24 protein-coding genes are annotated in these 26,613 nt (G+C 44.4%); 19 read left to right on the top strand and 5 right to left on the bottom strand.

The features are described 5' to 3' along the window. Positions 1 to 45: 45 nt before the first annotated feature. The 19 genes from C7120_RS02205 to C7120_RS02115 all read left to right on the top strand — a co-directional run bounded on the left by C7120_RS02205 (position 46) and on the right by C7120_RS02115 (position 20,587). Entirely contained in the window at positions 46 to 603 is a 558-nt protein-coding gene (locus C7120_RS02205) for a helix-turn-helix domain-containing protein (protein ID WP_107620200.1), read from the top strand. A 13-nt stretch (positions 604 to 616) separates the two neighbouring features. Continuing rightward, entirely contained in the window at positions 617 to 1,873 is a 1,257-nt protein-coding gene (locus C7120_RS02200) for a site-specific integrase (RefSeq protein ID WP_107620199.1), read from the top strand. A gap of 14 nt (positions 1,874 to 1,887) precedes the next feature. Next, positions 1,888 to 2,634 (top strand): mobilization protein, encoded by a 747-nt coding sequence (locus tag C7120_RS02195; RefSeq protein ID WP_107620198.1) that lies wholly within the window; start codon positions 1,888 to 1,890, stop codon positions 2,632 to 2,634. Positions 2,635 to 2,733: 99 nt separating this feature from the next. Then, a complete protein-coding gene (locus C7120_RS02190; RefSeq protein WP_004368398.1) occupies positions 2,734 to 3,090 on the top strand; it encodes a helix-turn-helix domain-containing protein in 357 nt (118 codons plus the stop codon). Between the two features lie 11 nt (positions 3,091 to 3,101). After that, positions 3,102 to 4,316, top strand: coding sequence for a VapE domain-containing protein (locus C7120_RS02185; RefSeq protein WP_107620197.1), 1,215 nt, complete (start codon positions 3,102 to 3,104; stop codon positions 4,314 to 4,316). Between the two features lie 218 nt (positions 4,317 to 4,534). After that, complete coding sequence (locus C7120_RS02180) at positions 4,535 to 5,425, top strand: toprim domain-containing protein (protein ID WP_107620196.1); 891 nt, start codon at positions 4,535 to 4,537, stop codon at positions 5,423 to 5,425. A 144-nt stretch (positions 5,426 to 5,569) separates the two neighbouring features. Beyond that, on the top strand, positions 5,570 to 5,923 hold the full coding sequence (gene mobC, locus C7120_RS02175; protein ID WP_107620195.1) for a plasmid mobilization relaxosome protein MobC: 354 nt from the start codon (positions 5,570 to 5,572) through the stop codon (positions 5,921 to 5,923). Further along, positions 5,920 to 6,840 (top strand): relaxase/mobilization nuclease domain-containing protein, encoded by a 921-nt coding sequence (locus C7120_RS02170; RefSeq protein WP_107620194.1) that lies wholly within the window; start codon positions 5,920 to 5,922, stop codon positions 6,838 to 6,840. Before mobC ends, C7120_RS02170 begins: the two co-directional genes overlap by 4 nt. 2 nt (positions 6,841 to 6,842) lie before the next feature. Beyond that, positions 6,843 to 7,505 (top strand): hypothetical protein, encoded by a 663-nt coding sequence (locus C7120_RS02165; protein WP_107620193.1) that lies wholly within the window; start codon positions 6,843 to 6,845, stop codon positions 7,503 to 7,505. Positions 7,506 to 7,606: 101 nt separating this feature from the next. After that, the gene (locus C7120_RS02160; RefSeq protein ID WP_004362600.1) at positions 7,607 to 7,813 is read left to right on the top strand and encodes a helix-turn-helix domain-containing protein; all 207 of its coding nucleotides are present in this window, start codon (positions 7,607 to 7,609) and stop codon (positions 7,811 to 7,813) included. Then, the gene (fic, locus tag C7120_RS02155; protein ID WP_107620192.1) at positions 7,806 to 8,702 is read left to right on the top strand and encodes a protein adenylyltransferase Fic; all 897 of its coding nucleotides are present in this window, start codon (positions 7,806 to 7,808) and stop codon (positions 8,700 to 8,702) included. The genes C7120_RS02160 and fic overlap by 8 nt, the downstream gene beginning before the upstream one ends. 141 nt (positions 8,703 to 8,843) lie before the next feature. Then, positions 8,844 to 9,437 (top strand): hypothetical protein, encoded by a 594-nt coding sequence (locus tag C7120_RS02150; RefSeq protein ID WP_107620191.1) that lies wholly within the window; start codon positions 8,844 to 8,846, stop codon positions 9,435 to 9,437. A gap of 3 nt (positions 9,438 to 9,440) precedes the next feature. Next, positions 9,441 to 11,135 carry a DEAD/DEAH box helicase gene (locus tag C7120_RS02145; protein WP_025066150.1) on the top strand — a complete coding sequence of 565 codons (1,695 nt, stop codon included), beginning with the start codon at positions 9,441 to 9,443 and terminating at the stop codon, positions 11,133 to 11,135. A 700-nt stretch (positions 11,136 to 11,835) separates the two neighbouring features. After that, positions 11,836 to 12,054 (top strand): hypothetical protein, encoded by a 219-nt coding sequence (locus C7120_RS02140; protein WP_107620190.1) that lies wholly within the window; start codon positions 11,836 to 11,838, stop codon positions 12,052 to 12,054. A 3-nt stretch (positions 12,055 to 12,057) separates the two neighbouring features. After that, complete coding sequence (locus tag C7120_RS02135; RefSeq protein WP_107620189.1) at positions 12,058 to 13,950, top strand: BACON domain-containing protein; 1,893 nt, start codon at positions 12,058 to 12,060, stop codon at positions 13,948 to 13,950. A gap of 210 nt (positions 13,951 to 14,160) precedes the next feature. After that, on the top strand, positions 14,161 to 16,032 hold the full coding sequence (locus C7120_RS02130) for a M64 family metallopeptidase (RefSeq protein WP_158267340.1): 1,872 nt from the start codon (positions 14,161 to 14,163) through the stop codon (positions 16,030 to 16,032). Between the two features lie 19 nt (positions 16,033 to 16,051). After that, a complete protein-coding gene (locus C7120_RS02125) occupies positions 16,052 to 16,276 on the top strand; it encodes a hypothetical protein (RefSeq protein WP_146154188.1) in 225 nt (74 codons plus the stop codon). Further along, positions 16,267 to 18,138 carry a BACON domain-containing protein gene (locus C7120_RS02120; protein ID WP_107620186.1) on the top strand — a complete coding sequence of 624 codons (1,872 nt, stop codon included), beginning with the start codon at positions 16,267 to 16,269 and terminating at the stop codon, positions 18,136 to 18,138. Before C7120_RS02125 ends, C7120_RS02120 begins: the two co-directional genes overlap by 10 nt. Positions 18,139 to 18,166: 28 nt before the next feature. Continuing rightward, a complete protein-coding gene (locus C7120_RS02115; RefSeq protein WP_233246998.1) occupies positions 18,167 to 20,587 on the top strand; it encodes a calcineurin-like phosphoesterase C-terminal domain-containing protein in 2,421 nt (806 codons plus the stop codon). Between the two features lie 177 nt (positions 20,588 to 20,764). On the opposite strand, the gene C7120_RS02110 is transcribed toward C7120_RS02115, so the two are convergent. From C7120_RS02110 to C7120_RS02090, 5 genes are all read right to left on the bottom strand, one after another. After that, positions 20,765 to 21,670 (bottom strand): TraB/GumN family protein, encoded by a 906-nt coding sequence (locus C7120_RS02110; protein ID WP_107620185.1) that lies wholly within the window; start codon positions 21,668 to 21,670, stop codon positions 20,765 to 20,767. 18 nt (positions 21,671 to 21,688) lie between these two features. Continuing rightward, complete coding sequence (locus tag C7120_RS02105; RefSeq protein WP_107620184.1) at positions 21,689 to 22,537, bottom strand: TraB/GumN family protein; 849 nt, start codon at positions 22,535 to 22,537, stop codon at positions 21,689 to 21,691. 43 nt (positions 22,538 to 22,580) lie between these two features. Continuing rightward, positions 22,581 to 23,951, bottom strand: a complete 1,371-nt coding sequence (locus C7120_RS02100) for an MATE family efflux transporter (RefSeq protein WP_107620183.1) — start codon at positions 23,949 to 23,951, stop codon at positions 22,581 to 22,583. 367 nt (positions 23,952 to 24,318) lie between these two features. Continuing rightward, complete coding sequence (locus C7120_RS02095; RefSeq protein ID WP_107620182.1) at positions 24,319 to 24,954, bottom strand: FKBP-type peptidyl-prolyl cis-trans isomerase; 636 nt, start codon at positions 24,952 to 24,954, stop codon at positions 24,319 to 24,321. Beyond that, the gene (locus tag C7120_RS02090) at positions 24,955 to 26,496 is read right to left on the bottom strand and encodes a glycine--tRNA ligase (protein ID WP_107620181.1); all 1,542 of its coding nucleotides are present in this window, start codon (positions 26,494 to 26,496) and stop codon (positions 24,955 to 24,957) included. Between the last annotated feature and the right edge of the window lie 117 nt (positions 26,497 to 26,613).

Below are 26,613 nucleotides of genomic sequence, written 5' to 3'. Positions count from 1 at the left end.
ACTTAATTTAGAAGATAGATTGATAATCAAATAGATACAAATAGTATGGCAAGTGCAAAATTTCAAATAGAGCGGAAATGCGAAATTTGTGGTAAATCTTTTATTGCAAAGACGCTTACCTCTAGATATTGCTCTAAGAACTGTTCTCAAGCTGCATACAAACAAAGAAAAAAGGAAGAACTGTTAGATGCATTGAAAAGAGAAAAGGCTGCAAGAGTTCCGAAGAACCAGCCCTATCTCTCAATAGCTGATGCAACTGCATTATTTGATATTGGACGAGATTCCCTTTATCGCCTAATCAGGAATAAGCAAGTTCGTTCTTATAACCTTGGGCTAAGGATGATACGTATTTGCAAAGCTGATTTACAAGAACGCTTTAATCTACGTCCTTACGATGAAAGAAGGATAGATAAACAACCGGAGGTGAAAACCTATCGGCTTGAGCCTGAAGATTGCTATACGATTGGGGAAATAGCTAAGAAGTTTGGCATCCATGATAGTACTGTATATCTGCATATTCGCAAATATTCTATTCCAACAAGGCAGATTGGTAATTACGTCTATGCGCCAAAATCAGAGATAGACAATTTGTATAAACACTAACCCACGACATACAATGAGAAAGGAACTTGATAATACAAAGGCAACAGTACGATTGCGAAAGAGTGCCTATCGAAAAGAATGGTACCTGTATATAGAAAGCTATCCTGTGAGAGTAGCTGGAAAAGATTCTCCACAGAGAGTGCGTGAGTATCTAAACAGAACAATCACTACTCCTGTCTGGGATAAAAGTAGAACAGCCCGTACTACCGAAGCGACCCAAACATTCAAACCTAAACGAGATTTGAACGGAATTATCTTGTGCAAAAGTGAGATAGACCAAGAGGCCTGTATTTATGCAGATAGTGTTAGAAAACTACGGCAGCGTGAATATGATAATGCAAGCTTGTATAGTGACACAGAAACAGCACAAGCAGAACAGAAAGAACGATTACAACAAAATTTCATTAAGTACTTTGATAAGGTGGCAGATAAGCGACACCGTAATAGTTCCCTTTCAATTCAAACAAACTGGGAACGAGTACATGTTTTGTTGAGAATGTTTGCTGGAGATACGCTACTTTTTTCACAGATAGATAATAGATTAGCAGAAGATTTCAAGTTTTTCTTGTTATCCGCTCCTTGTGGTGGAAGTAAAAAAGGGACAATATCACGAAACACAGCTTCCACGTATTTTTCTATTTTTAAGGCTGCACTCAAACAAGCATTCATAGACGGATATTTGACTATAGATTTATCTGCAAAAATCAAAGGCATACAGGAACAAGAATCCCGAAGGGAATACTTAACTCTTGATGAACTGAATAAGTTAGCTAATACTCCTTGTGAACGGGATGTACTTAAACGAGCTGCACTATTCTCAGCTCTAACAGGATTAAGACATTGCGACATTCAAAAACTAAAATGGAATGAAATAGCTATAGAAGGAAACCAAGCCAAACTTCTCTTTACTCAGAAAAGGACAAAAAGGGTAGAGTATATGCCTATCTCAGAACAGGCGTTTAAGCTTTGCGGAGAGCCAAGACAACCAGAACAACTCGTTTTTGAAGGGTTACCAAATCCTTCTTGGATTTCTCGTCCATTAAGGGCATGGATTGAAAAAGCTGGTATTCAGAAACACCTCAGCTTTCATTGCTTTAGGCACACATTTGCTACCCTTCAACTTGCAAACGGCACAGACATCTATACTGTAAGCAAAATGCTTGGGCACACAAATGTCAAAACAACTCAAGTATATGCAAAGGTTGTCGATGAAAAGAAAAATAAAGCTGCCAACGCAATTCAAATAGACATTGAAAATGATAAAACTTAATTCGACAACATAATATGAATACCAAATATTTTGAACATATTGTAGTATATCTGTCCGTTCTTGTTGTTTGTGTCATCATTGCGTTGTTTGCAAGAGTGGTTGCCTTACGTTTAGGGGTTGATGAATTTACTGCACAAATAGTCTTTTGGAGTGTTGTTGCCATAGGCATCATCATTTATTCTATATTGTCTATTTTGGTTGAGGGACTATTTACGGCATTAGTCAAGTTTTTCTTTCCAAAGAAACAAGAAGAGAAAACAAATGATAAAGCATCCGACGCTGGGGCTGGACAAGTAGTAGACGGTGTTGGCAGTCCATCTTCCGCACAACAGCAACAATCAATGGACTTTGACTCAATTCGGCAACAGCAACAAAAGTTAATGGACCAGAAAGTACAAGATAAACGTACTATAGCTATTAAATATACTCAACAGCAATTCGCACCTTATGTTTCAGATAAAGATTTGCTCAAGCTTTGTGAATATATAGAGTTGTACTCCGCTAAGCTTCCCTTATCACACGTTGAACCAATTAATATTAAAGGTTTAGTTGCCTTAGACCTGTTTCATTTTGGTTGGAATATATGGAACCATTTTAGAGTTGGCAAACAAGATGAAATTTCGCAGTTCCTTAAGCAGGTTTTTGCCATCACATTCAAAGATGTGGAAGTTGGAAGCATAAAAAGCCATCTCCGTGATGATGAGAAGAAAGGCACTATACCTATTGTACAAAGCCTTTCAGACCACCAAATAACAGAATAACACACAAACCTATTGTGTTTTTATAGTGTTTCCTCTGTGTCTTAGGACACAGAGGAAACACTTTTTTCATTTGCACCGTAAAAATCAATAACAAGTATTATGGTACAAAATGAAATCACTTTTGAGAACTTGCCAAAGGCAGTTGCTCACTTAGTCAGCGAAGTTGCTGAAATCAAGAATTTAGTATGTAAAGGACAAAAACCTATTGTCCCTCCCAAACGTATTCCTATTGGAATAGATGATGCGTGTAAACTAATAGGGAAAGCCAAGCCCACAGTTTACACCTTAGTACGAAAACGCTTACTACCTTGTTATAAGAATGGTAAGCATCTCTATTTTTTTGAAGATGAGTTGTTGGCATGGATTGAAGGAGGTAAGAAAAAGACTGTTGCCGAAATCAACGAGGAGGCAAAAACTTTTATCTCTGAGAAACATTCTGATTCTTCCCTTTTATAAATATATGTATTATGGAAAAGGAAAGAGCTGAAGGGCGAGCCAAGCAATCTAAGAATGAACGCATAGAGCAATTCTTGAAAGAGCATTATGCTTTTCGTTTTAATACAGTAAAAAGTAGAACAGAGTTTCGAGAACAAGATTCTAATACTTCATTCCGTCCTCTTACTAAGTATGATATTAATTCTATGCGTCGGCTGGTAGATGGGACTTTGGGAATATATACTCCAGCAGATAATATTCGAGCAATATTGGAGAGCGACTTTTGCAATAAAGTTAACCCAATTCGTGAGTATTTGTTGAATCTTCCAAAGCCTAAAGGTGAAGATGATTCTGAAATCATCAAGTTAGCGAACTGTGTATCTGTAAAGAATCCAGACAAATGGCAGCATTATTTTGTAAAATGGTTGGTTGCTGTCGTAGCCAATGCTATGGATGATTTACAGTGTCGTAATCATACATGTTTAGTTCTTACAGGTGAACAAGGAAAATTCAAAACAACTTTCCTTGATTTACTCTGTCCAGAAGAACTGAAGAGTTATCTTTTCACAGGAAAGATTGACCCACAAGGAAAAGATGTACAAACACTGATCGCAGAATACCTTTTTATCAATATTGACGACCAGCTAAAGGCTCTCAATAAGAGAGATGAAAATGAATTGAAGAATCTGATAACGACACCAAGAGTAAAATATCGTAGACCATACGACACTTACATTGAGGAGTATCCTCACTTAGCAAGCTTTATGGCATCAGTTAATGGCAATGACTTTCTAACAGATCCGACAGGCAGTCGTCGCTTTCTACCTTTTGAGGTTGAACATATTGATATTGACACAGCTAAAGAGATTAATATCAACAAGGTGTACTCCGAGGCAGTTGAATTGTGGAGAGTTGACTATCATTACTGGTTCAATGAAGAGGAAATAGCTGAACTGCATCAAGAGAGCGAAGGGTTTCAAGTGCAGACTGTTGAGTATGAAATGCTTCTTAAAGGCATGGAAAAGCCTGCAGCAACTGAAGAGAGTTATATGACCACTTCTGAAATCTTAAACTATTTGCGTGGATATACAACGCTTAACCTAAGTGAAAGGAGAATGGGAGAAGCCTTGAAAAAGGCTGGTTTCTTGCGGAAATCCAAAAGGATAGGTGGCAATCCAATGTATGTCTATCATATACGCAAGATTGTTCCCAATCCTTTTATTCAAAGTTACAATACTAATTATTAATACTACTTTACTACAAAGAGGGATAAGGCATTGAAAGGGAAAAAGTTAGACCGTAGTAAACTATTAGATAGGGTGTTACTACCTCATTACTACCAGCCTACCATATACACATGCAATGATTACTACAAAGATAGTTAGTACTACATGTTTTTCTTTCATTGTCAATGACTTACAAGAATATCACATTGTAGTAAGTAATAAACTTAAAAGTTACAAGTATGACAATAGATGAAATTAAAGCAATATCAATTAAAGATTACTTAGGTAGTATGTCTATATACCCTATAAAGAATTATGGCTATTACGGAATGTATAAAAGTCCATTCCGAAATGAACATACTCCAAGTTTCAAAGTTGATTATAATCAAAATCTATGGTATGACTTTGCACTTGATGAAGGTGGGAGTCTTATAGATTTAGTTATGAAATTACATAATTGCAGTTTAGTACAAGGTATAGAGTTGTTTAATGGCAAACAAAATATCCTGCCGAAATTATTCATAGCTAATAGCAAAACAACTTCTCCAAGCCAATTACGTATAGAGGTTATCGGTTCTACCAACTTATGTCATCCAAATCTCATAGAATATTTCACACATAGAGGAATCAATCTGAACATTGCGAAAAAATATTGTAGGGAAATCCATTATAGAATTGGTGATAGGAGTTTTTACGCAATAGGCTTTCCAAACAATTCTTATGGGTATGCGTTGCGCAATCCATACTTCAAAGGGTGTTTGCCTCCTTCCGATGTGTCGTATGTTCCCAATCCTTCAGAACAAATCAATCTGTTTGAAGGTTTTATGGATTATCTTAGTCTACTTACGATGAGTCCAGATGAAGAGAAGAAAGCTACACTGATACTGAACTCGATTAATAATATCAAAAAGTCAAGATTTTTTCTTTCAAAGCACAAGCTCATCTGTTCATATTTAGATAATGATGAAGGAGGAAAGCGAACTTTAGAACAACTTAAAAGAGATGGTTTTACTGTCCAAGACTGCTCTTCCGTCTTCCAGAATTATAAAGACCTAAATGAGTATTTATGTGCTGAATCCAAGCATCCAGAGAAAGCTGAAATAAAGAAATCCAAAGGGATTAAGCTATGATTACAGGAATAGTTTGGCATAATCTGTTTACTGGGGGAGCAAGTTTATGTTTTGGGCATACCAAAACCACTTGCTCCACCTCCTGACACTCGGTGCAGAGGATTATCCCGTTGGTCTCCATCAAATCAAATTAAAGAAACAAGTATGATAAAAACAGAATATAAAAAAAGTGGTCGCCCAACCAAGGGCGCAGCCGAAAAGAAGAAATACCGTATCACGGTAAAACTGAATACGCAGGATTATTATACGCTTAAAGGTAAAGCCAAAGGCGCAGGAGTAACCATGAGTGAGTTTATAAGAAAACTTCTTGATAAAGGAAACGTCATTGAACGCCTTACGGTTGAGCAGGCAGACTTCATTCGTAAACTGTGCGGAATGGCAAACAATCTCAATCAGTTGGCGCATCGCGCCAATGCAGAAGGTTTTCATGCCGTTGTCCCTTTCCATAAAATCGTCATTGGCAAGATAGATGAAATATTAAATCTGATACGAAGATGATAGCCAAGATAATGAAAGGTTCGGGCTTCAAGGGAGTTATTAATTACATCCTTGACCCGAAGAAAGGAACGGAACTCATTGATAGTTCCGGAGTGAGAACGGAGAGCATCAACCATATTGTCCAAAGTCTCATCGACCAGACAGAACTGAATCCAAGAGTAAGCAAGGTTGTGGGGCATATCTCTCTGAGTTTCTCGGCACAGGATTCTTCCAAGCTCAGCAATGAATGGATGGCGCAGATCGCTCGTGAATACATGGAGAAGATGGGAATAAAAGATACGCAGTACATTATCGGTCGCCATTTCGACAAGGAACATCCACACATTCATATAGCTTTCAATCGGATAGACAATAATGGCAAGACTATTTCTGACCGTAACGACAGATTCAGAAGTGAGAAAATTTGCAAGGAACTGACCGCTAAATATAGCTTGTACTTCGCTGGTGGTAAGGAGAATGTCAAAGAACACCGACTGAAAGAACCTGACAAGACCAAGTATGAAATCTATCAGACGTTGAAAGCAGAGATTGCTCGGTGCAGGAATTGGACAACTCTCCTTAGTCATTTGGGAAAGCAGGATATTGGTGTCCGTTTCAAGTACAAAGGCAACTCACAGGAAGTTCAAGGTATCATCTTTGAAAAGAACGGTTATCATTTCAATGGCTCTAAAGTGGATAGGGGTTTCAGTTATTCCAAGATAGACTTTGCCTTGCACCAGAATAACCGGGAACACGAACAACAGATGCAAGGAATGGTAAACCTCATCTCCAATGTTGCAAGTGTTACGAGCGAAATAGCCAACGAGCTCATCGAAGGAGGATTGGATTTATTTCAAACTCATGGTACTGTCCCTGCGGAGGTTTACAACACACTCGACAAAAAGAAGAAAAAGAAAAAACGTAAAATACATTTATAACTATGGCTGATAATAATACATTTGCTCTATTTGAGGAAATCAAAAACAAACTGGAGACAATTTACAGGGAACTAAAGGAACTGAAAGAAAAGGAGAACGGTTCTGTTTTTCTTCCTGTTCCATCTCCACCTGTACAACGTGACGAACAGATGGAACAGGAATTGCTCAATCAGTATGAACAGCGAACAAAAGAAGTGATTAACAAGTATCTTGGTGTGCAAGTGCGCATCAAGGACGAGGAGGCTAAATCTATGGACAAATTGGTGGCAAGCGTCTTGACCATGTTGCACGAATGGCAGGAGAAGAAAGAGCATCCAATACCGCAGGAACATATTCACAGACACAGCTTTGACCTCAAGTCCTCGAAAGTCTTTACTTATATGGTAGCAGTATCTGTCCTTTGTTTTGTTTCTTTGGTCGGCAATTACTTCTTGTGGCAAAGTAAACAGCAATACAAGGATGATGCCTTGAAATTCCGTATCATCAGAGTATGGAGAGGATGTAGCCCAAAGGAAATCCTATGGCTTAACGATGTGTTTGACATTCATCGTAATGCTGCAATAATTAAAAGAATCAAAAAGCATACAGATGATTATAATGTGGGACTGAAAGCAAAAGCAGATAGTCTAATGCAGAATAATCTACAAAATAAGAAAGGCAAATAGAATTGTAGATATAAGACTTTTGAAGGAGGAGAAAATATCTCCTCTTTTTTATTCTTTATACAAGAATATTTACTATATTTGCAAACAATCAGATGATATTTATGGAAAGTCCAACTAATAGAATTAAAGAGGTGCTTATCGAGAAAGGGATTAAGCAAACATGGCTTGCAGAGAAACTCGGTAAGAGTTTCACTATTGTGAACTCATATGTTTGCAATCGTCGACAGCCAAGCCTAGAATTGCTATTTCAGATAGCAGAGATTTTACAAGTCAATCCAAAGGAATTGATTAACACCCCAGATGAGTAACTTTATTATGGTAGAGCATAAAAAATCTATTCGTTTTTTCAACGACCGTGAAGTTAGGGCGGTGTGGGATGACGAACGCAATAAGTGGTGGTTCTCTGTGCTGGACATCATTGCTGCAATTAACGAGCAAGACGATTATCAAAAGACAAGGAACTATTGGAAATATCTCAAAACTAAGTTGAAGAAGGAGAATAATGAACTGGTTAGTGCTACTAACCAGTTGAAGTTGCAAGCCCCAGATGGGAAACAACGATTGACAGATATGTTAGATGGAGAAGGGGTTGTTCTACTGGCAAAAGCAATACCCAATGTCAAGGCAATGGGATTTCTTGATTGGTTTACCTACAGCGACAACACCATTGATGGACAGAGCAAGAAGAAAGCATATCAACTCTTTGAAAGTGGCATCTTGCAAACGGCAGAACCTGGCAGTATCAAGTGTCTGCAACAGATACACGCTTATCTCTTTGGAGGATTGTATGACTTTGCAGGACAAATCCGTACGAAGAATATTTCAAAAGGAGGTTTTACCTTTGCTAATTGTATGCACTTCCCCGAAACTCTGCAAACAATAGAACGAATGCCCGAAACAACCTTTAATGAGATTATGGATAAGTATGTAGAGATGAACGTAGCCCATCCATTTATGGAAGGCAACGGTCGTAGCACTCGCATTTGGCTTGACCTCATGCTAAAGCGTTCTCTCAAACGGTGCGTGGATTGGAGCCAGATAGACAAGAACGAATATTTGTCAGCCATGCGTGAGAGCATTTCTGATAGTACACACATCAAGGCTTTGGTACTGCCTGCACTCACCACCAAGATTGATGACCGAGAAATGTTTATGAAAGGTATTGATTATTCGTATTATTATGAGCAGAATGATTAATTCGTTGAATATAGATAACTTAAAACTTAATCCCCTCTCAACGACCTGTACTCACAACTAGGGAAGTAATCTTCAAAAGGATTGAGGAGAGGCATTATTGTGGAGGATATAATAAATTCTAATCACTAGATCTCTTTACTTATGGCATGGATAAATAAATTTCTCGTAAAACTTATTCCTTCTATCAATAAGCAATTTTTTAAACAAATAGAAGAAATAAACAATCTAAAAACCTATATTTCTAAGTTGGAAAGTAAATTAACAAAAACCCAAACAGAGTATAGAGTAGAAATAGCACAAGAGATAGAAGAACTCTATTCGTCTAAAAATCAAATTTTAGATTTGACTAAACAATTAGATGAAAGTATTGCATTAGCAAAAGGACAAAAAGAGACAATTCTATTAATGACAAAAGATCTCGATAAGTTGGAAGAGTTGGAAAATAAAGTGAGAAAATATGAAAGTTCATATGAAATCCGTAGTTTGAAAGCAACAAATGAATTTCAAAGGGAAAAGATTTCTAAATTGCAAAGCCGTATTCCTTTGATAGAACGGTTACATACACGCAGTTATAAAGAAATGGATGAATTTAGGAATAAATTTATAGATGACTTAGAAAAAGAAATCTTAATGTATAAAAGAAGAGTCATAGAATTAGAACAAATTAATTCAGAAATTCTAAAAAAACTCCAAGTTTTGGAAAAAGAAAACTTCAATAAATTTAATCCTAAATAACCTATGGAACAATCTCTTTACAAAGAAACGGCAGAAAGACTCATTAATCATTTTCAATTATCAACTAGATTTATAAATAAGCTTGCCGAAGAGCGTCAAATATCCGATTTAATTTCTATCCTCAATATAAACCTGTCTAAATATGAAAAGTTGGAACTAATATTGAGGATGGAAGGAGGTGATTTCTTTGCAGGAAGTAAGCCTACAACTAAAGAATTACGACAAAAAATAATAGAAAAATGGGACGTTGTAGATAGGGATATGGCATTTAATATACGCTGTAATTCAAATGGGAAAAGTGAGTATCATAAATCAAGAAAACTCTCTGCTTTAAATTGGCATCGCGGTGGACAATGGGCTAAAGATTTTATGATCAATTCTGGTATAGATACTGCTTTCAGTGGCAAAAAGACAATTCCTATAAACTATGAAGACTATGAGGATGTAGAACCTTATAAGAAACTACCAGAATTGAAGATATATCAAGAGAACTTAAAAGATGAACTAAAACAAGCTTTAGCAGAAAGTGGTGATGATGCAAAATGCTTAATAAGCCTTCCAACAGGAGCTGGAAAAACAAGAATTGCAGTAGAGGCATATACAGAATATTTGCGCCCAAGATTTTATGAAGGCAAATTTCTAATTTGGATTGCTCAAAGTGAAGAATTATGCGAACAAGCGATTGCCACATTTCAGCAAATATGGCAACATAAAGAATTTACAGAAAGTCTTAGAATATATCGTTATTATGGTAAACATGAATTAAATGAAAACACATTGATTGGTGGTATTGTCGTATGTAGTATTTCTAAAATTTATTATGCAATAAAGAAAGGAGAAAATGTCAATGTAAATCTAATAATAGAGAATTGTGGTGCTTGTATTATTGACGAGGCTCATCGCGCAGTAACTCAGATGTATGAAACATTTTATAAATATAGCCAGAAAATTAGAGGTGAAAAGATTTTCCCTATATGTGGCTTAACTGCTACACCAGGAAGAAACGATGACATAAATAAACTTACTAAATTCTTTATTTTCAAACTAATAACACCTTGTTTGCCAATGAAATACCAACAAACACCCATAGATTATTTTAGAGATAAAGGTTATTTAGCACGTCCTATTCATAAAATTATTACTACAGGAGAAACGTATATAATTACATTTGAGGGTGGAGAAGCTAATCCTTCATTAGAATTTCTTGAAAAAGAAATGGAAAATAGAGGCTGTAAAATGTTAGCAAAAAGTGTAAAAAGGAACAAAAAGATACTAGACGTCCTAATATCTGTTAAAGAGAAACAGACTATAGTTTATTCTTGTAATGTTGAACATGCTAACCTTTTAACAGCAGCACTAATTGTAAAAGGAATTCAAGCTGCTGCTATTACAGCAGAAACCCCAAGACATAAGCGATTAGTTTATATTGATAAATTTAGGAAAGGGGAACTTCAAATGTTAGTGAATCACAGTGTACTAACAACTGGTTTTGATGCTCCTAAAACAAATAACATTGTAATTTGCAGACCTATATTTAGCGATATTCTTTATGAACAAATTGTTGGTCGTGGTTTAAGAGGCCCAAAGTTTGGAGGAACAGAAACCTGCAATATAATTGATTTCTCAGATAATTTAGGAAGATTTGGTGACCAGCAATCTTATCACCGTTTTGAAGAGTTCTGGGAAAAAGACACATAATAAAAACAATATTAGATGAGGTGCACCTCATCTAATATCTGGTAAAAACCTTGGATGGAATAAATTTTTCTTTTAGACCACCCTGACTAGTCCTTGTACAATGCAAAGATATAAATAATTATGTATAATTCAAAATGTTTTCATTCTTTTTAGGAAAATATGTTTATCATATTTAGGGTGACAACATCCAAGATGTTTACTAATCGATACTACTCAAATTGAGGAAACATTTTTGTACCATACAAGTATAAATCATTGATAATCAACATGGAATATATTTGAGGAAGAAAGTGCATTAGCAAGATTAGCCCCAATGCCTATTGGATATGCGTGCCATGCTTTCTTGCGGTGATGCTGTATGCTTGTTGGGGTTGCAAGATTCGTACTCCGTGAAGGTGTTACACGCTGTTTGTAACATGATTACACACCGCTTGTAACATGATTACACGCCGTTAGTAAGGGGAAGGGAGGCTCTTAGCTACTTTCAGGGGAATTGATTAGGGGCGCAGAGATACTGTCCTTTTTCTGCGCAAATTAGCGCAAAAAGGTGTGAAAAAATACTTGAAATCATCGGGGTATTGTTTGAAAAATAATTTTTAAAGGCTATATTTGCAAAGTATAGCAGGCGAAAAGGATGCTTTTTCCTGTCATATCCTAATAATCAGAACCTAAAATGTATAAAACAATAAATTAAATGCCAATGAAAAATCTTGTATTCGATTCCTGCATGGAAAGTCTGCAGGATACGAGAAAAAACTATCAGCAACCGCGAATCAAGGTGATGGGCCTCGATGCCATGGAATCCTTTTGTGACGGAAGTACCGCAGTCCCCAGTCCGGAAATCCCGGGCGACGGTAACCTCTCGAAGGAAAACGAAGGAGGTTATAAGTATCACGACTATAATGTATGGGAGGATTGAGCCATGAAGAATAAGTTGTTTATGTTTGTTGCCATGCTGGCATCGGTTCTGTCGCTGGCATCCTGCTCTTCTGACGAGATAGAGGGTGTTGACTCGAATCAGGCGGTAGCGGGCAAGGGTGTCTCTATCACTGTAGCCTTGAAGCCGGAGTCTCGCGCCGTCTATACCGATAATGGCACCAACTTGAAGGCCACCTTCGAGAAGGATGTCGATTATATCACGGTATTCTTTCGTAAAGGTACATCACCTCTGGGAAAGTACAAGCTGACCTGTACGGGCGTTTCTTCCATGGGTGGCACATTCACTTCCAACTCGGGTGAGCTGACGGCTGAGGTGCTGAAACACATCATGACCGGCGGCGAACTGACCGATTTGCACATGATCCTGGCAAGTGCGAAGAGTAAGCCAGACTTCTACGAAAAGTTTAATAATGATCTGAGCGTGCAGGACGGTACGCTGGAAGATGCCACGGCTCACATGCAACGGGTTACCAACCACGACATGACCAAGGCGGAGAACTATGAGTGGGATGACGCAAACGCCCGGTTGACCGTGAAGAATGTGAATTTCAACTCGAATCCCGAACTGTGCACCTCTATTCTGAAGGTAAAAGCTGTGTTCCCCGCTGGTACGGAACTGGTGAAGGGTGAAACACCGATAGACCTGTATGGGGAGAATGCATATAGTAAATATACATGTGGTTGGGGTAAGGCAAGCGGAGCTACCATTACAAACGGAACCGTGCCTTTTACAAAGGCGAAGGTTGCCGAAGTGCAGGAAAATGCGGATGGAACGAAGACGGCCATCGCCTATGTCTGCTTCTGGCCCACCACGGCAAAACCTTTAGAGCTATTGAATGTTAACTCCAAGATAGGTGATGTCGACTATACAGGTGAATATACGGTAGAACATGTAACGATGAGTGGGGAAGAAGATGTCTCCACCCTGAAGGGAGCGAAGCTTTATACCATGCCCATTACGCTGGCAGGAAGTAAGACGATTACCCAATGGATGAAAGATGGGGAGAGCAGTATAGAGGTTGCGGGAGCCACACTCGAATCCTCTGAGGCTACCTGGCTGACTTTCGAAGGCGGACGGATTCATGTCGCGGCCAACGCGACGGGGGCTCCCCGAACGGGCGAAATAGACTTGAAGGCAGGTGGAATAATATTGAAATATGTTATCACCCAGCTTGAGCCTAATGACTTCAAGGGGACATATTCTTATACGACAAAAGTCTTTGCGGGAACAGGTGCTATAACTGGAGCGTCGGATCCCTATACATTTGAAGGCCTTATATTTGGAGAGCCAAGAACTTCTGCTGAACTGACGGACGCCAACGGAACGAAGCATACGAACAATATCGGTATCACGGGATTATATGGTACGGCTGTTTTAGACGCATGTCTTGAGATTGATTATGAGAATTGCTCTGCGAAGTTTGGAGTGTTCTTGGATGCTCGTGACGGCCAAAATCAGCAGGTAAATGGGAAATATGTGGCATTCGTACCTGCTTTAGTTACCCGGAAAGCAAAGGATTGGGGTAAGCCGTGGATGTTTTACGAGACAGAGCTTGGCGACCCCGACTATACTTGGGCCTGGTATACTGTAACGAAGGACCTGTCGCAGATTATTTATTACAATAGGACCAATAATAATGTGGAGTTTTCCTCGGTTCCTCAGTATTCCTCAAACACGATGAACCAGATAGCTGGAATAGATGTCGTTCTTTCTTCCACAGATGTGTTTACCCATGCGACAGTATCTGGTTATGCTCAGGTTTATCAGGTAAACGCGAAAGGAAAGGTGGGTAGTTATTTCATGCGGACAGGTAATGCCTCTGGCGCAAAGACGAATGCCAATGGCATTACGGCAGCAGGTTATACGATAAAGTAGTAACAGATATATCCAATCGAAGGGGGAGGAGGCGTCGGCTTTCTCCCCTTTCCTTTGCAATACAGTTTGCGCAATATCGTTGCGCAAACCTCTTTTGTTTGAAGAAAAAAGGAGAGTTTGTTTTTGAATTTGGATGGAAAAAGGTTATCTTTGCAACAATTACGATAACAAATATCTCAGAATCTATCAAGAGTCCCAATGACTGAATACATGAAAAAACTAATATTCCATAGTGCGCCATTATTGCTGTGCCTGCTGCTTCTTGCGGCATGCTCTGAAAGTGAGGAGACCGTCAGCGAGATCCTGGTGGAGCGTACGAGTGATTTGAGTGGCTATCGGGTGGTCGTGAATGCAACAGTTGGCGTGGCCTCCCGTATGTTTCCTGAAACCGGAGCATGGCAAAACGGCGATAAAATCTATATCATCCTTGACAACGAAGAGACTAATGCCTACCAGTTGACCTATTCTGCTTCCGATAAACAGTTTTCCATTGAGGCCGTGGGGCCGAGCTCTGCCGGCTTTGCGGCGAGCGGAACAGTAACGGGGCTCTATGCGTCGGCCGGCTCCCTGGCTCTTGCCAACGGCAAGCTGCAGGGTGCGACGAAAGGCGATGTGGTCTATACCCGATCGGGAAGTTATGCGAAGGCCGACAAGACCATCACAATCACCCTGCGCCTCGACCAGCGCAAGACCTCTCTGGTTAAGATTACAGGTTGCAGCAGCGAGGCCTATGTGGAGAATATGAAGACCAGCTTTACCAAGTTGACCTCTCTCAAAGACCTCACTTGGGACGAGACAGATGCCACGCCGTCCTATATTTATGATATTTCCGACAAGTCGGCCTATTGCTATGGCATTCTTCCTGATGACGGAAAGATTATCTTGAAGTATAAGGATGGTTACAGATATACCTTGAACTCTGCGTTGCCGGCGTTGGCAGCAGGAGAGATGAAGACCATACAGGGACCGGAAGAAGCTCCCGCCAGCTGGGTAAGGGATGCGTCGGAGTTCTATACTGACGGCGATGTGATAACCTATCATGCGGCAACGACGGGCAAGGCTTTTACCTTGGTCGTGATTCCAGAGGGCTATCAGTTGACCGACATGAAGAAGTCGGGCGGTCAGTTCTATGCCGATGCCAAGGCCGCGATGGACAAACTTTTCACCGTTGAGCCGTATAATCACCTGAAAGACTATTTTAATGTCTATTTCATTGCGGCTGCTTCAAAGGATGCCGGGGCTGATATCTATACCGATAACAACAGTACGACCGTGGCTACCGAGCGTGATACCTACTTTGGCGCAGGCTGGGGACCGGGCGATAAGAGCTACTCCTATATGGGCGTGAAGGAAGAAAGTAAGGTCTATGACTTTGTGAAGCGGTATTGTCCAGACCTGAATGGTAAGGGCTCGTTTGTGGGGAGTATCACCAATACGGCCATTCTCATGCTGATCAACGATACACGCTATGCGGGTATATGCCATTACAGACAGGATGGGCAGAGCTATGCCATGGTGCCCACATTCCCCAAGACGCGCGCCTGGAGTAATCATGTGGGAGCACCGAAGAATACGGGAACCTGGACGAGCATTGTTGTCCACGAGCTTGGCGGCCATGGCATCGGCCGTCTGGATGATGAGTATTATACTTTGGATACGAGTATCAATATGTGGCAGGCCTTTTCTTTAAATGCGAGCCATCGCTACAGTGCGCCCTTTGCGCTCAATGTTACGACCAGTCAGAGCAGCTATGGCTGGGATTGGATGCAGGGCAAGGGCTATACGGGCGAAGGCCTTTACGAAGGTGGAAGCACCTACGAGAAAGGAGTATGGCGGCCAGAGCCGTTGAGTTGCATGATTGATAATCGGTCTTATTTCAATGCCTGGTCCAGATATCTTATCATGAAGCGCGTCTACGAGGCGTGTGGACTGCCTTTCGATCAGGATGTCTTCTGTCATGTCGACAGCCGTATTTCTTCTTATGCAAATGCCGCTGGCGCCAAGGCTTACAGAATGCCGTCGCCCACGATGAAGGACATAGAGGTGATGCCGATGACAGCCCGTCCTGTATTGGATAATTAATTTAGATATAATATATATTGTGGAGAGGAAAATCATGATAACACCACAGCATGGGCGCAGGGAATATGTTTACCCGAGATGTAAGATTCTCAACATCTTGGATGATGAAGAGCTGTGCCATGGATCCATTAGCGATGTCGGCAATGGTGGCGATATCGATGGTGGTAGCTACGAGTCCAAGGAAATGGATATCAGTCTGTTTGCTGAGGAAGGAGGACTTGAGGAGGGCGGAGTATGGTATTAAGGAATATTTTTCTCGGCGCGTGCTTCGCGAGTCTTTTGGCAGGTTGCTCTTCCGATGAGCCTATCCATGCGGGGGGAAACTCCCAGTCAGCGAGTGTTACGATAGCAGCTGGTGTTGACGAAGGGACTCGTGTATCATTTACGACCGATACAGAGGGCGTGGAGAGATTGAAAGTTGCTTGGGAATCGACAGATGCCCTCTTTGCGGTAGTTGCAGGATCTGCGAATACAGGTAACTTTACAGTCTCCCAAATACAGAGTGATGCCCATAAGGCCAATTTCACGGGGGCTTTCGGCACGGCGCCGACACAGAGCTCCGAGGTGAATGCTTGCGTGAAGACGGCCAGCTCGACGGTTTCCGGAACCAATATGACTTTTGACTGGTCTGTCCAGACGGGTGTAGCTTCCGACCTCGGGAAGTATGATATTCTTACAGGTAACGGCGGCTATGAACCTTCCGGAACATCCCCCATTCATATGCATTTTAACCATTATATGAGTTTCCTCAAGGCAACGGTAACCTTGCCTGTGGCAGTCGCGGCTCATACAGCTACTGTTACATTGAAAGGAACGGGGCTTCCGACCTCGGTCGTATGGAGCGGGAACACAAATACTTTTGCTGATCTGAAAACGGGCAACATCACGCTGACGGCTGCTCCGGTCAGTGGGACGGAGGTTACGGTTTATGCCGCGCTCTATCCGGGTACGGTGAGAGAGCTCTGCGCCGATGTTATTGTTGGTGGCACAACCTATAGCAACCTGCTGGTTACGCATAGTGCAACTCTTGAGGCGGGTAAGTTGTATACCGTCTCCCGCAATGCTTCGTCCATTGAAGATATGACTTTGTGGATTCCCGATGCGGCTTGGAGTAAGGTCATTGATTGCAAGAACTATAAGATTGCCGATGTTATGAGAGAACCCGAGAAAGGCTCTGATTGGTTGAATGTAAGTTCCGATGGAACTCGTGTAACTATCTCGGCGACTGCAAATACCACGGGCGCTCCCCGTCAGGCAACCTTAAGTTTTACCAATGGAAGCAGTACAACGAAGGTAGACATCACCCAGATGGAGGACAAGGATTTCGCCGGCACATGGGACATGACGGCGTTCAAGGCGTTCTATACAACGGGGGATGCTACAATTACAGGAGTGGGTACCGGTATTCATGACAATACATGGTCTGCCATCGGTACGACTCCCGGCGATGGCGCTGCGGACAACATCGTGAAAGAGGGCGTTGACTATGGGAATAAGCAGGAAATGGAGATTGCATATCAATCTGGCGGCAGTAGTATAACCGGTATTTATCAGGCAGGTACCCACAGGCAAAACCTTTCCATGCGGGGACTTTATGAGAATCTAAGGACTAAAGGTAGTGCGGAGGTTGATTATTCGAGGAAGTCTGCTAATGTATATTTCTTTATAGATACGAACCAGAGTAATAGTAAAAACCAGCGTCTTTATACGGGAACATATGCGGGACAGTATGCCAATCTGATGCCGGAGTTCTATAACACAACTACTTCAACGCATTGGGATTTCCAATATGCGTGGACTGGAGGCTCTGGATATTGGTGGTATCGGGGTGATGTAACTGTCGTAGGACATACCACGAAGGTCTCTTGGTATGCCAATAGAGTCAATGGTTACCAGAATCTCAGCGGAAATCTGCGAGTGGTGGGGCTGCAGGTAATGAGATATACGGGTACGGTTCCAAGTGCGAATTATATCATCCGCGAGCCGGAGAACCTTGGATCGCCGAAGGCCAACTGGGGCGCCTATGCCATCACTTATCAGGGAGACATCGTGATGAAGCGCACGGCCGACGGATATAAGGAAATTACGATAGGTGGCGATAACTAATCAAATCAAGGCTTTAATAATGACACAAATGAAGAAAATTTTATATTCGGCAATGATAATGGTCTTGGTGGCCAGTTGTTCAAACGCAGAAGACAAGTTAAGGAGTACAGAGGAATCGCAGCCGGTAAATATTACGGCCTGTAAGATTGCTTCTACGCGCGTAGGCTATTCCGAGACGGAAGCTGATGTTGCTGCTGTCTGGGAGGAGACCGACGCTATCTCACTCTTCTCCTTGGATGGGGCAATGGTGAACCGGGGAACCCTGAAGTTTGTGAACTTCCCTGATGCCGGCGATAAGACGAGGGCAAACTTTATGGGCCATTTGGATAAGGATGTCTCCGGCATCACCCAGATCTATGCCTATGCCCAATACCCCAATGTCTATAACACCAGCGATGGCATCATGAACGACCTTCATTTCCAGACTGGCGAGTTGACGGGCGACGGCAGTGCAACCACGCACGATGTCTTGTATGCTACTGCGATTTACGACCCTAATTCCACGCAGTCAGTCAAGATGACCTTCAGCCGCAGGATGGCAATTATCAAGTTTGTGCTCGCGTTGCCTTCTGATATTGCCAATACTGCCGTAACGGCTTGTAAGGTTGTTGGCGCCAACCTATATAATAAGGTGTCGCTGAACATTCGGGACGCATCCCTTCGAGAGGGTGTCCAAGGGAGTATCAGCATAGATGCTCCAGGCATAAAGATGTTGGATGGAAAAGCTTTGTTCTATGTGGCAGTCTATCCGGGGGAGCTTTCTTCCGTCAGTATACCGATTACCATAGGGGGAACGAAGTATAGCGTTGCCGCTGGCAATATCACGGTCGGTGCCGGTGAGTTCAAGACCATAGAAGTGCCAAGCGACAAGTTTGTGAAGAGCGCCTATGATGTAGAGGGCATCGTAACCGATACAGAGGGAAAGCCGATGCCGGGCGTCGTTGTCAGCGACAGTTACACCTGTGTCCAGACCGACGCCAAGGGACATTATGCGTTTAACTGTAATGCCAATGCCAAGTTCGTCTATTACACCGTTCCGGCAGACTGCGCGATCCCCACGCATTCAGAGACCGACCGTACCGCTTATGTTTATCTGCCTCTCGAGGAGGGTGTCTCCCGGTACGACTTCAAGTTGAAAAGGCTTGCCGGAGGTAAGGAGAGCAACTATAAGATGATCGTGATAGGCGATCCGCAGGTAACGAATGCCTACAATCCGTATTATACCAGTGCCGATGACAACCAGGTAAATGTGAGCGATGTCTATCGCTTTACCCATGAGACGATGGCCGATATCAAGAAGACAATAGCGAGTCTGCCCGCCGGAACTCCGGTCTATGGCCTCTCCATGGGGGACGATGTCCAATATTATGGCGGATACAACGCAGCCCTCGAGAGCCAGATTCGTGCGGCGCTGGGTTCTTCTTCGATGATTCTATTCTCCGTGATTGGCAATCACGATCAGGATGGCAATGCTATCTATAAGAGCAAGTGGGAGGAGAATTTCGGTCCGACGGACTATTCTTTCGATCGGGGCGATGTCCACTATGTCTGCTTCAACAACTGCTGGTTCTATCGCGGGGCAAGCTATTACCAGCCCGGCGAGCTGACCGACGAGCAGATGGCATGGTTGGAGCAGGACCTCAGCTTTGTCGATAAGTCGAAGAAAGTGGTGCTCAACTATCATATCCCGTTGACATTCGGGACACGGCCGAAGGAAGGAGCGGCATCGCTGAACCTCTCCACGGAGCGCGCTCATTATTCTTCTTCCCGCTTGACGAAGTTCATGAGTCTGCTCAGTCAGTTCAGCGGTGGTTACGAACTCTTCTGCGGACATACCCATTTTGCCATCAACCACGAGATTGACTTTGGCGGACAGCACATCCTGGAACACTGTCATGCGGCGGCATGCGGGGATATCTGGCAGTCGAACATCAACATCTGCGGCACTCCGAACGGATATTATGTCTATACATTCGACGGAACCGCCACGCAGGACTGCTACTATAAGGGCACCTTCTGGGATTCCTCCAGGCAGATGACGCTCTTCAGGGCCGACACGGATTTCAATGCCGAGACCTATGCTGCCGACTGGAGCATCACGGGCGGGAAAGGAGCCGTCGTGGCAAATGTATTCAATGCCGACTCAAAATGGAAGGTCTATGCCGTCGAGAACGGAAAGAAGACCGAGATGACGCGCTGCAACAGTCAGGGGCAGGATGCCTTTGCCGTGGGCTATCACCACAAGTATGCCAAATCGAACGGTTATAGCTTCTTCAGTAAGAAGAATGCCTATCTGATTATGAATCACCTCTATTATTATATTCCGACGGATCCTGACGCGGAGATCACCGTTGAGGCCACGGATGGATATGGCAATACCTACCGTGAGACGACGGCCAATGTGGTTACGGAGCCGTTCTATAACTATGCTCACTACTATTCGAAGTGAGGCCGGAGGTTGTGATTCATACGAAAGAAGCCATCTCCCTTGTTATGGGGGATGGCTTCTTTTTTCGTCTTTAGATGTTCCTTGTAGAGTAAAACAGCCTGTTTTACTGAGTAAAATAGCCTGTTTTAGTCACTGAAACAGCCTGTTTCACTTTTCTGTCAACGGCAGTTGACACCGTTACCTTACGCTTTCTACAGCGTAGCCAGCCTTCCGGAGCAGGGCGAGCACGCCTTTCTCGCCTACCAGATGGCCTGCTCCGACGGCGAAGAGGGTGGGTTGCGCTTTCATGATGGCGGGCATCTTGGTGAGCCAGTCGGCGTTGCGATTGTCTATGAGATCGGCTCTTTCTTCGGGCGTATCATCGCAGGAGTTGTTGAGTTTCAGGTTGATAGACTCCTCGATTTTCGTGATATCCTGTTTGAAATAGCCTCCGAGCATCAGGTCGAGCAGCTTGTCGTTGAAGTCTTCGTTGTCTACCATGCAGAGAAACACCTGTGCCTGGCGGTCGAGAGGTCTCGTGAAGAGCATTTTGACTTGGAACGCAAGGGTCTCCAGTCCGCCTATCTTCCTGCCGTTTTCCTTGCCCCAGTTCTGGAAAAACATGTCGATGGTGCGCGTGGCATCCAGTTGGCCGCCCTGCTTCTGCATGCAGAGGAGGGCCGTCATGGTGGTGGAGAGGGCGGCAGGAGTGAGCGTGCCCAGTTGCTGGGCGACCATGGGGTTGGTGAAGTCGGCTCCCATGTGCTTGGTGAGGAACGCGTTGATGCGCCCCATCTCCTCGTCGGTGTAGAGACTCGTGAAGGTCTTTCCCTCCGGCATGGACAGGGCTTTCCGCATCTCCTGCAGGACTGCGGATTGCATCATGGAGTCGTTTACGAGCTCGCCATACACGGCCTCGGTGGCATGCATGGCATCTCGCAGTCCGGGAATGGAGTCCACGAAAGTGTCAGGGCAGAAGTGATAGGTGCCGATAATGTAGGAGGGCTTTGCAAGGCCTTTGCCCGAAATCTTGTACAGCAGTTGTGCGTTGGCTCCGAAAATGCATGCGCCCATCAGGAGCAGGAAGGTGAATCGCCTTTTCATTATTTTCTTTTGGGGTGATTATTTTACTCCCTCCACGGTGTACCCGCCTTTCTTCAGCCGACTGAGGAGTCCTTCCTCGCCTCCCAGCTTAGCGGCATCGACAACGAAGAGGGTGGGGGTTTTCATGATGCCTGGCATCATAGTGCTCCATATGGTAATGGTGCGGGCAATCTCCGGGTTCATCTTCTGTACCTTTGCAATGGCATCAACATCTTGCTTTTCGAAAGCCGCGACAATCTTATCCATTGTGCCGAGCTGCGCGTCCTCGTGCTCGATGAAGTCCATCAGGATTTCAGCCTGACGCTGCATAGGAAGCTTTTTCAGGTGGGCAATCTGCTCGTCTGTACTGTTCAAACCACACCTTGGCTCCTTGTTTACCTTGGCCTGTGCTTCGAAATACTCATTGAAAGTGTGCGTGGGATCATATTCGCTCATGTGGTTGGCCACGAAGAGCAGTTTCTCCAGTTCGTCTTTCATAGCTATGGGAGTCAGGTTTCCGTAGCGCTTCTGCACATGCGGGCTTTCCAGTCCCACGCTCTCATATTTCTTCAGAAAGGCATTCAGCTTGTCGTATTGCCCGGGCGTGAGCACCTCTTTCAGGTTCTTGCCGCCGGCGAGGGTGCGTGCGGCCTTGATAAACGACGCGGAGTCGGGTGTCAATTCGAAATACATCTGGTCGGTGGCAATCATGGCTTCCTTGATGCCGGGTATCCGCTGCACTATGCCCTGAGGATTGACGAGCTTGTGGATGCCTACGATATAAGAGTCTTTGTCGAGCCCGTTGCCCGATACCTTGTAGAGCAGTTGCGCGTCTGCGCCCATGGTGAACACGCCCGTAAGAATCAGAATAGCGAATAGTTTTTTCATATTTATACGGTTTTGATGGTTATATAACGGCGTTTGTCTTGGTTTATTTCATAGCCAGCAGCCATTTTCCGCGGAAGAGCCGGACGAGGAACATCGAGCCGCGGAAGGTCAGCTCCACGGCCATGGCTATCCACACGCCCTTCAGCCCATAGTGGGGAGCGAGCATGGCGGCCATTGTCAGGCGCACGCACCACATCGACACAAGGTTCATGATGGCGGGTTTCAAGGTGTCGCCGGCACCTACGCAGACGCTGTAGGTAACGATAGCAGCCGCGAAGAACGGTTCGGCGAAGGCCTCGATGCGGAGTACCTGGGTGCCGAGGGCGCGGATTTCCTCTACCGGGGAGAGGATTCCTATCATCTCGGGCGCGAAGATATACATGATGAGGCCCATCACGGCCATGATGGCCATGCCCATTCCCACCGTCATATGGGCAAAGTTTTTGCAAAGATCGAACCTTCCGGCTCCGTGGGTCTGGCCCACGAGGGTCGTCGCGGCTTCTCCGATGCCGTATCCGGGCATGTAGCAGAGGCTCTCGGCAGTGATGGCAAAGGAATTGGCGGCAATGGCAATGTTTCCTAAAGGGGCCACGATGAGCGTGCTTACCACCTGTGCTCCGCTCATGAGTATCGACTGCACGGCCATCGGCAGACTGATTTTCAGGGCCTTCGTTACATAGTCCCATAGCCATGTGAACGGCTCCTTGCTGGGCTGCAGGGCCAGGATCTTGTTTTTGAAAACGGCCATCCACAGCATCGGGACAGAGGTTACAAGGTAGGCCGAGGCGGTGCCGAGTGCGGCTCCGAGCACTCCCAGGTGAATGATATATATAAAGAGGTAGTTGAAGACGACATCCAGAATGCAGAGCAGGATGCTCAGTCCGCTTGGCGTGTGCATGTCGCCTGAGCTCTTGAGCATGGAACTCGAGAGGTGGAAGAGGAATATCAGCGGAAGTGTGAGGGCATAGACGAGGAAATAGAGCGAGGCATCGGCGGTAATGTCGGCACCGCCACCTAACCATAAGGGCAGGGGATGGTGAATGACTACACCCACCAAGCACATGAGAAGGCTGAATATGCCCCCGCAGATGAGCGCGTGCTGGAATACCTGCCGTGCCTGTCGGAAGTCGTTGGCGCCGATGAAATGGGCCACTTGGACGCTGAATCCCATCGACATGGCACTCATGACCGAGCCCATGAGCCAGGTGGTGCTTTCTATCAGGCCGATGCTTGCCGATGCTTCCGCTCCCAGATGTCCCACCATGGAGGCATCGATAAAGAACATCATCACGGTGGTAATCTGGGCCAGAATAGAGGGAATGCTCAATCCGACAATCAGATTGAACTTCTCCATCTTCCTCATTTCCTGACCCATACGGATCTTCTCCAGCAGTGCGTCGCTTCTCTTGGTCATATGCCTAAATGTGGTGCAAAGTTACGAAAATAATCATGAAAAAAGCGATTCCTTGATGTGGAATCGCTCGAAATACTTGAATTTCCATACTCTCTCTCAAATTCTTCTTCCTTTCAAATAGCCTTGTTATCCGTCCTGTACAATCTCTTACCTTTCAATAGCTAAACCTAACAATTCACTAACCTAATATTTCTTAACTTAAAAAACGATTTTTTCGTATCCTTTAATCTTTTATCCTAAAGAAGCCTGGTTTCTTCATTGAATGCAATGCAAAGGTACGATTGTTTACGGATACAAACAAAAAAGGCACCCAGGTTCTTTGTGAAAGAGGATGCTTTTTTGATATATGTCAAAGAGAGTAGGCTTCCTACTCATCAATCCATACAAAAGAGGGCTTTGCCTGAATGGTGGGAATGTGGGTTCCGGCGCGGCTGTAGGCAACGAGCGTGATGTCGAAGATGAGCGTTGAATAGGCTGGAATGGTGGAATTCGACGGTGTTGAGGTGCCATAACCCAGTTGATAGGGAATGTAAACCTTCCAGCGGTCGCCGATGTGCATGTTCATCACTGCAGTGGTAAAGCCGTCTACAGACTTCGATGGCGACAGCGTAACGGTCTTCATAGTCTGGAGATTGTAGTCTCCTGCCCATGTCTTGTTGAAGGTATATCCTCCCGAATAGGTGGCAGAGGGGATGAGCCGGCCTTCGTAGTGCACGGCTACAGAGTCGGTATAAAGGGGGCAGCCCGACCCCGTACCGCTTTTCAGTACTTCCACGACAATATGGTCTTCGGGCTTGGTAGCTTTGTCGGCCGTGAATGACCAGTTCTTGAAAATCTTATACTTGGCCGTGTTGCCCTGTGCCGTCTGATAGAGATTCTTGAAATAGGTCTCATTCTTCTGTTGCCAGTCGGCAAACTCTTCCTGGCTTGTATCGGTTTCCGAGCACGCCGCGAGGCTTAATAAGCCGGCGAGCATGAGTAATGGATAGAATAGATGCTTCATTTATTGTAGTTTCTTTAACAGACTTGTGATGCTTACGCGGTCCTCGATGATGGTGCAGAGCCGGTCGATGGGCACACGCTCCTGCATCATGGAGTCGCGATGGCGTAGTGTTACGGCGTTGTCGTTCAGGGTGTCTCCGTCAACAGTTACGCAGAAAGGAGTGCCGATAGCATCCTGACGGCGATAACGCTTGCCGATGGAGTCTTTCGCTTCGATGTGTGTATTGAAGTGGAATTTCAGCCTGTCTACTATTTCCTGTGCCTTTTCCGGCAGCCCGTCCTTGTTTACCAAAGGGAGCACGGCACACTTCACGGGAGCCAGTGGCTCGGGCAATTTCAACACGATGCGTGTGCTTCCGTTCTCAAGCAGCTCCTCCGTGTAGGCATGGCACATCACGGAAAGGAACATGCGGTCTACTCCGATGGATGTCTCTACATCATAGGGGGTATAGCTTTCGTTGGTTTCCGGGTCGAAATACTTGATCTGCTTGCCGCTGTATTTTTCGTGTTGCGAAAGATCGAAGTCGGTGCGGGAGTGGATGCCCTCTACCTCCTTGAAGCCGAATGGCATCCTGAACTCGATGTCGGTAGCCGCATTGGCATAGTGGGCAAGCTTCTCATGGTCATGGAAGCGGTAGTTCTCGTTGCCCATGCCGAGTGCCTGGTGCCATGCCAGCCGATGCCCTTTCCAATAGTTGAACCATTCCATCTCCGTACCGGGCTTGCAGAAGAACTGCATTTCCATCTGTTCGAACTCGCGCATGCGGAACACGAACTGGCGCGCAACAATCTCATTGCGGAAAGCTTTGCCAATCTGAGCGATGCCGAAAGGCAGCTTCATGCGACCGGTTTTCTGCACATTCAGATAGTTGACGAAGATGCCTTGCGCAGTCTCGGGGCGCAGATAGATTTTCATGGCACCGTCGGCCGTAGACCCCATTTCCGTAGAGAACATCAAGTTAAACTGTCGTACATCGGTCCAGTTCTTCGTGCCACTGATGGGGTCTGCGATTTCCTCGTCGAGGATAATCTGCTTCAGCTCATCGAGATCGGGCCCCTGCATGGCCTTGGTATAACGCTCGTGCAGGGCGTCGCGCTTCTTTTGATGTTCCAGAACACGAGGATTGGTCTCACGAAACTTGTCCTCGTCAAAGGCGTCGCCGAATCGCTTGGCAGCCTTCTGCACCTCCTTGTCTATTTTCTCCTCGTACTTGGCAATCTGGTCTTCAATCAGCACATCGGCACGATAGCGTTTCTTGGAGTCGCGGTTGTCGATGAGAGGGTCGTTGAAGGCGTCTACATGTCCGCTGGCTTTCCATGTCGTGGGGTGCATGAAGATGGCTGCGTCGATGCCCACGATGTTACTATGCAGGAGCACCATGCTCTGCCACCAGTATTGCTTGATATTGTTTTTCAGCTCAACGCCATTCTGACCGTAGTCATATACGGCGCCCAGTCCGTCGTAAATGTCCGAACTGGGGAAGACGAAGCCATATTCCTTACAATGGCTTACTATCTTCCTGAATACATCTTCTTGTGCCATAATAATGTCTTAAAATCCGAATTTGCCCGCAAAGGTACTATAAAATGGAGAGACGGCAAAATAAAATCATAAGATTTAATCTTTATTATTACACGCACGAGCGTCCTTTCGTTTCCC

This window comes from Prevotella sp. oral taxon 376, from assembly GCF_003043945.1.
Lineage (GTDB): Bacteria > Bacteroidota > Bacteroidia > Bacteroidales > Bacteroidaceae > Prevotella.
Note: the sequence above shows the minus strand (reverse complement) of the source record. Positions and strands in the feature narration are given on the sequence as shown.

Coding starts and splice junctions, on each gene's coding strand:
- C7120_RS02205 (WP_107620200.1), top strand. CDS start 46: ATGGCAAGTGCAAAATTTCAAATAGAGCGGAAATGCGAAATTTGTGGT.
- C7120_RS02200 (WP_107620199.1), top strand. CDS start 617: ATGAGAAAGGAACTTGATAATACAAAGGCAACAGTACGATTGCGAAAG.
- C7120_RS02195 (WP_107620198.1), top strand. CDS start 1,888: ATGAATACCAAATATTTTGAACATATTGTAGTATATCTGTCCGTTCTT.
- C7120_RS02190 (WP_004368398.1), top strand. CDS start 2,734: ATGGTACAAAATGAAATCACTTTTGAGAACTTGCCAAAGGCAGTTGCT.
- C7120_RS02185 (WP_107620197.1), top strand. CDS start 3,102: ATGGAAAAGGAAAGAGCTGAAGGGCGAGCCAAGCAATCTAAGAATGAA.
- C7120_RS02180 (WP_107620196.1), top strand. CDS start 4,535: ATGACAATAGATGAAATTAAAGCAATATCAATTAAAGATTACTTAGGT.
- mobC (WP_107620195.1), top strand. CDS start 5,570: ATGATAAAAACAGAATATAAAAAAAGTGGTCGCCCAACCAAGGGCGCA.
- C7120_RS02170 (WP_107620194.1), top strand. CDS start 5,920: ATGATAGCCAAGATAATGAAAGGTTCGGGCTTCAAGGGAGTTATTAAT.
- C7120_RS02165 (WP_107620193.1), top strand. CDS start 6,843: ATGGCTGATAATAATACATTTGCTCTATTTGAGGAAATCAAAAACAAA.
- C7120_RS02160 (WP_004362600.1), top strand. CDS start 7,607: ATGGAAAGTCCAACTAATAGAATTAAAGAGGTGCTTATCGAGAAAGGG.
- fic (WP_107620192.1), top strand. CDS start 7,806: ATGAGTAACTTTATTATGGTAGAGCATAAAAAATCTATTCGTTTTTTC.
- C7120_RS02150 (WP_107620191.1), top strand. CDS start 8,844: ATGGCATGGATAAATAAATTTCTCGTAAAACTTATTCCTTCTATCAAT.
- C7120_RS02145 (WP_025066150.1), top strand. CDS start 9,441: ATGGAACAATCTCTTTACAAAGAAACGGCAGAAAGACTCATTAATCAT.
- C7120_RS02140 (WP_107620190.1), top strand. CDS start 11,836: ATGAAAAATCTTGTATTCGATTCCTGCATGGAAAGTCTGCAGGATACG.
- C7120_RS02135 (WP_107620189.1), top strand. CDS start 12,058: ATGAAGAATAAGTTGTTTATGTTTGTTGCCATGCTGGCATCGGTTCTG.
- C7120_RS02130 (WP_158267340.1), top strand. CDS start 14,161: ATGAAAAAACTAATATTCCATAGTGCGCCATTATTGCTGTGCCTGCTG.
- C7120_RS02120 (WP_107620186.1), top strand. CDS start 16,267: ATGGTATTAAGGAATATTTTTCTCGGCGCGTGCTTCGCGAGTCTTTTG.
- C7120_RS02115 (WP_233246998.1), top strand. CDS start 18,167: ATGAAGAAAATTTTATATTCGGCAATGATAATGGTCTTGGTGGCCAGT.
- C7120_RS02110 (WP_107620185.1), bottom strand. CDS start 21,670: ATGAAAAGGCGATTCACCTTCCTGCTCCTGATGGGCGCATGCATTTTC.
- C7120_RS02105 (WP_107620184.1), bottom strand. CDS start 22,537: ATGAAAAAACTATTCGCTATTCTGATTCTTACGGGCGTGTTCACCATG.
- C7120_RS02100 (WP_107620183.1), bottom strand. CDS start 23,951: ATGACCAAGAGAAGCGACGCACTGCTGGAGAAGATCCGTATGGGTCAG.
- C7120_RS02095 (WP_107620182.1), bottom strand. CDS start 24,954: ATGAAGCATCTATTCTATCCATTACTCATGCTCGCCGGCTTATTAAGC.
- C7120_RS02090 (WP_107620181.1), bottom strand. CDS start 26,496: ATGGCACAAGAAGATGTATTCAGGAAGATAGTAAGCCATTGTAAGGAA.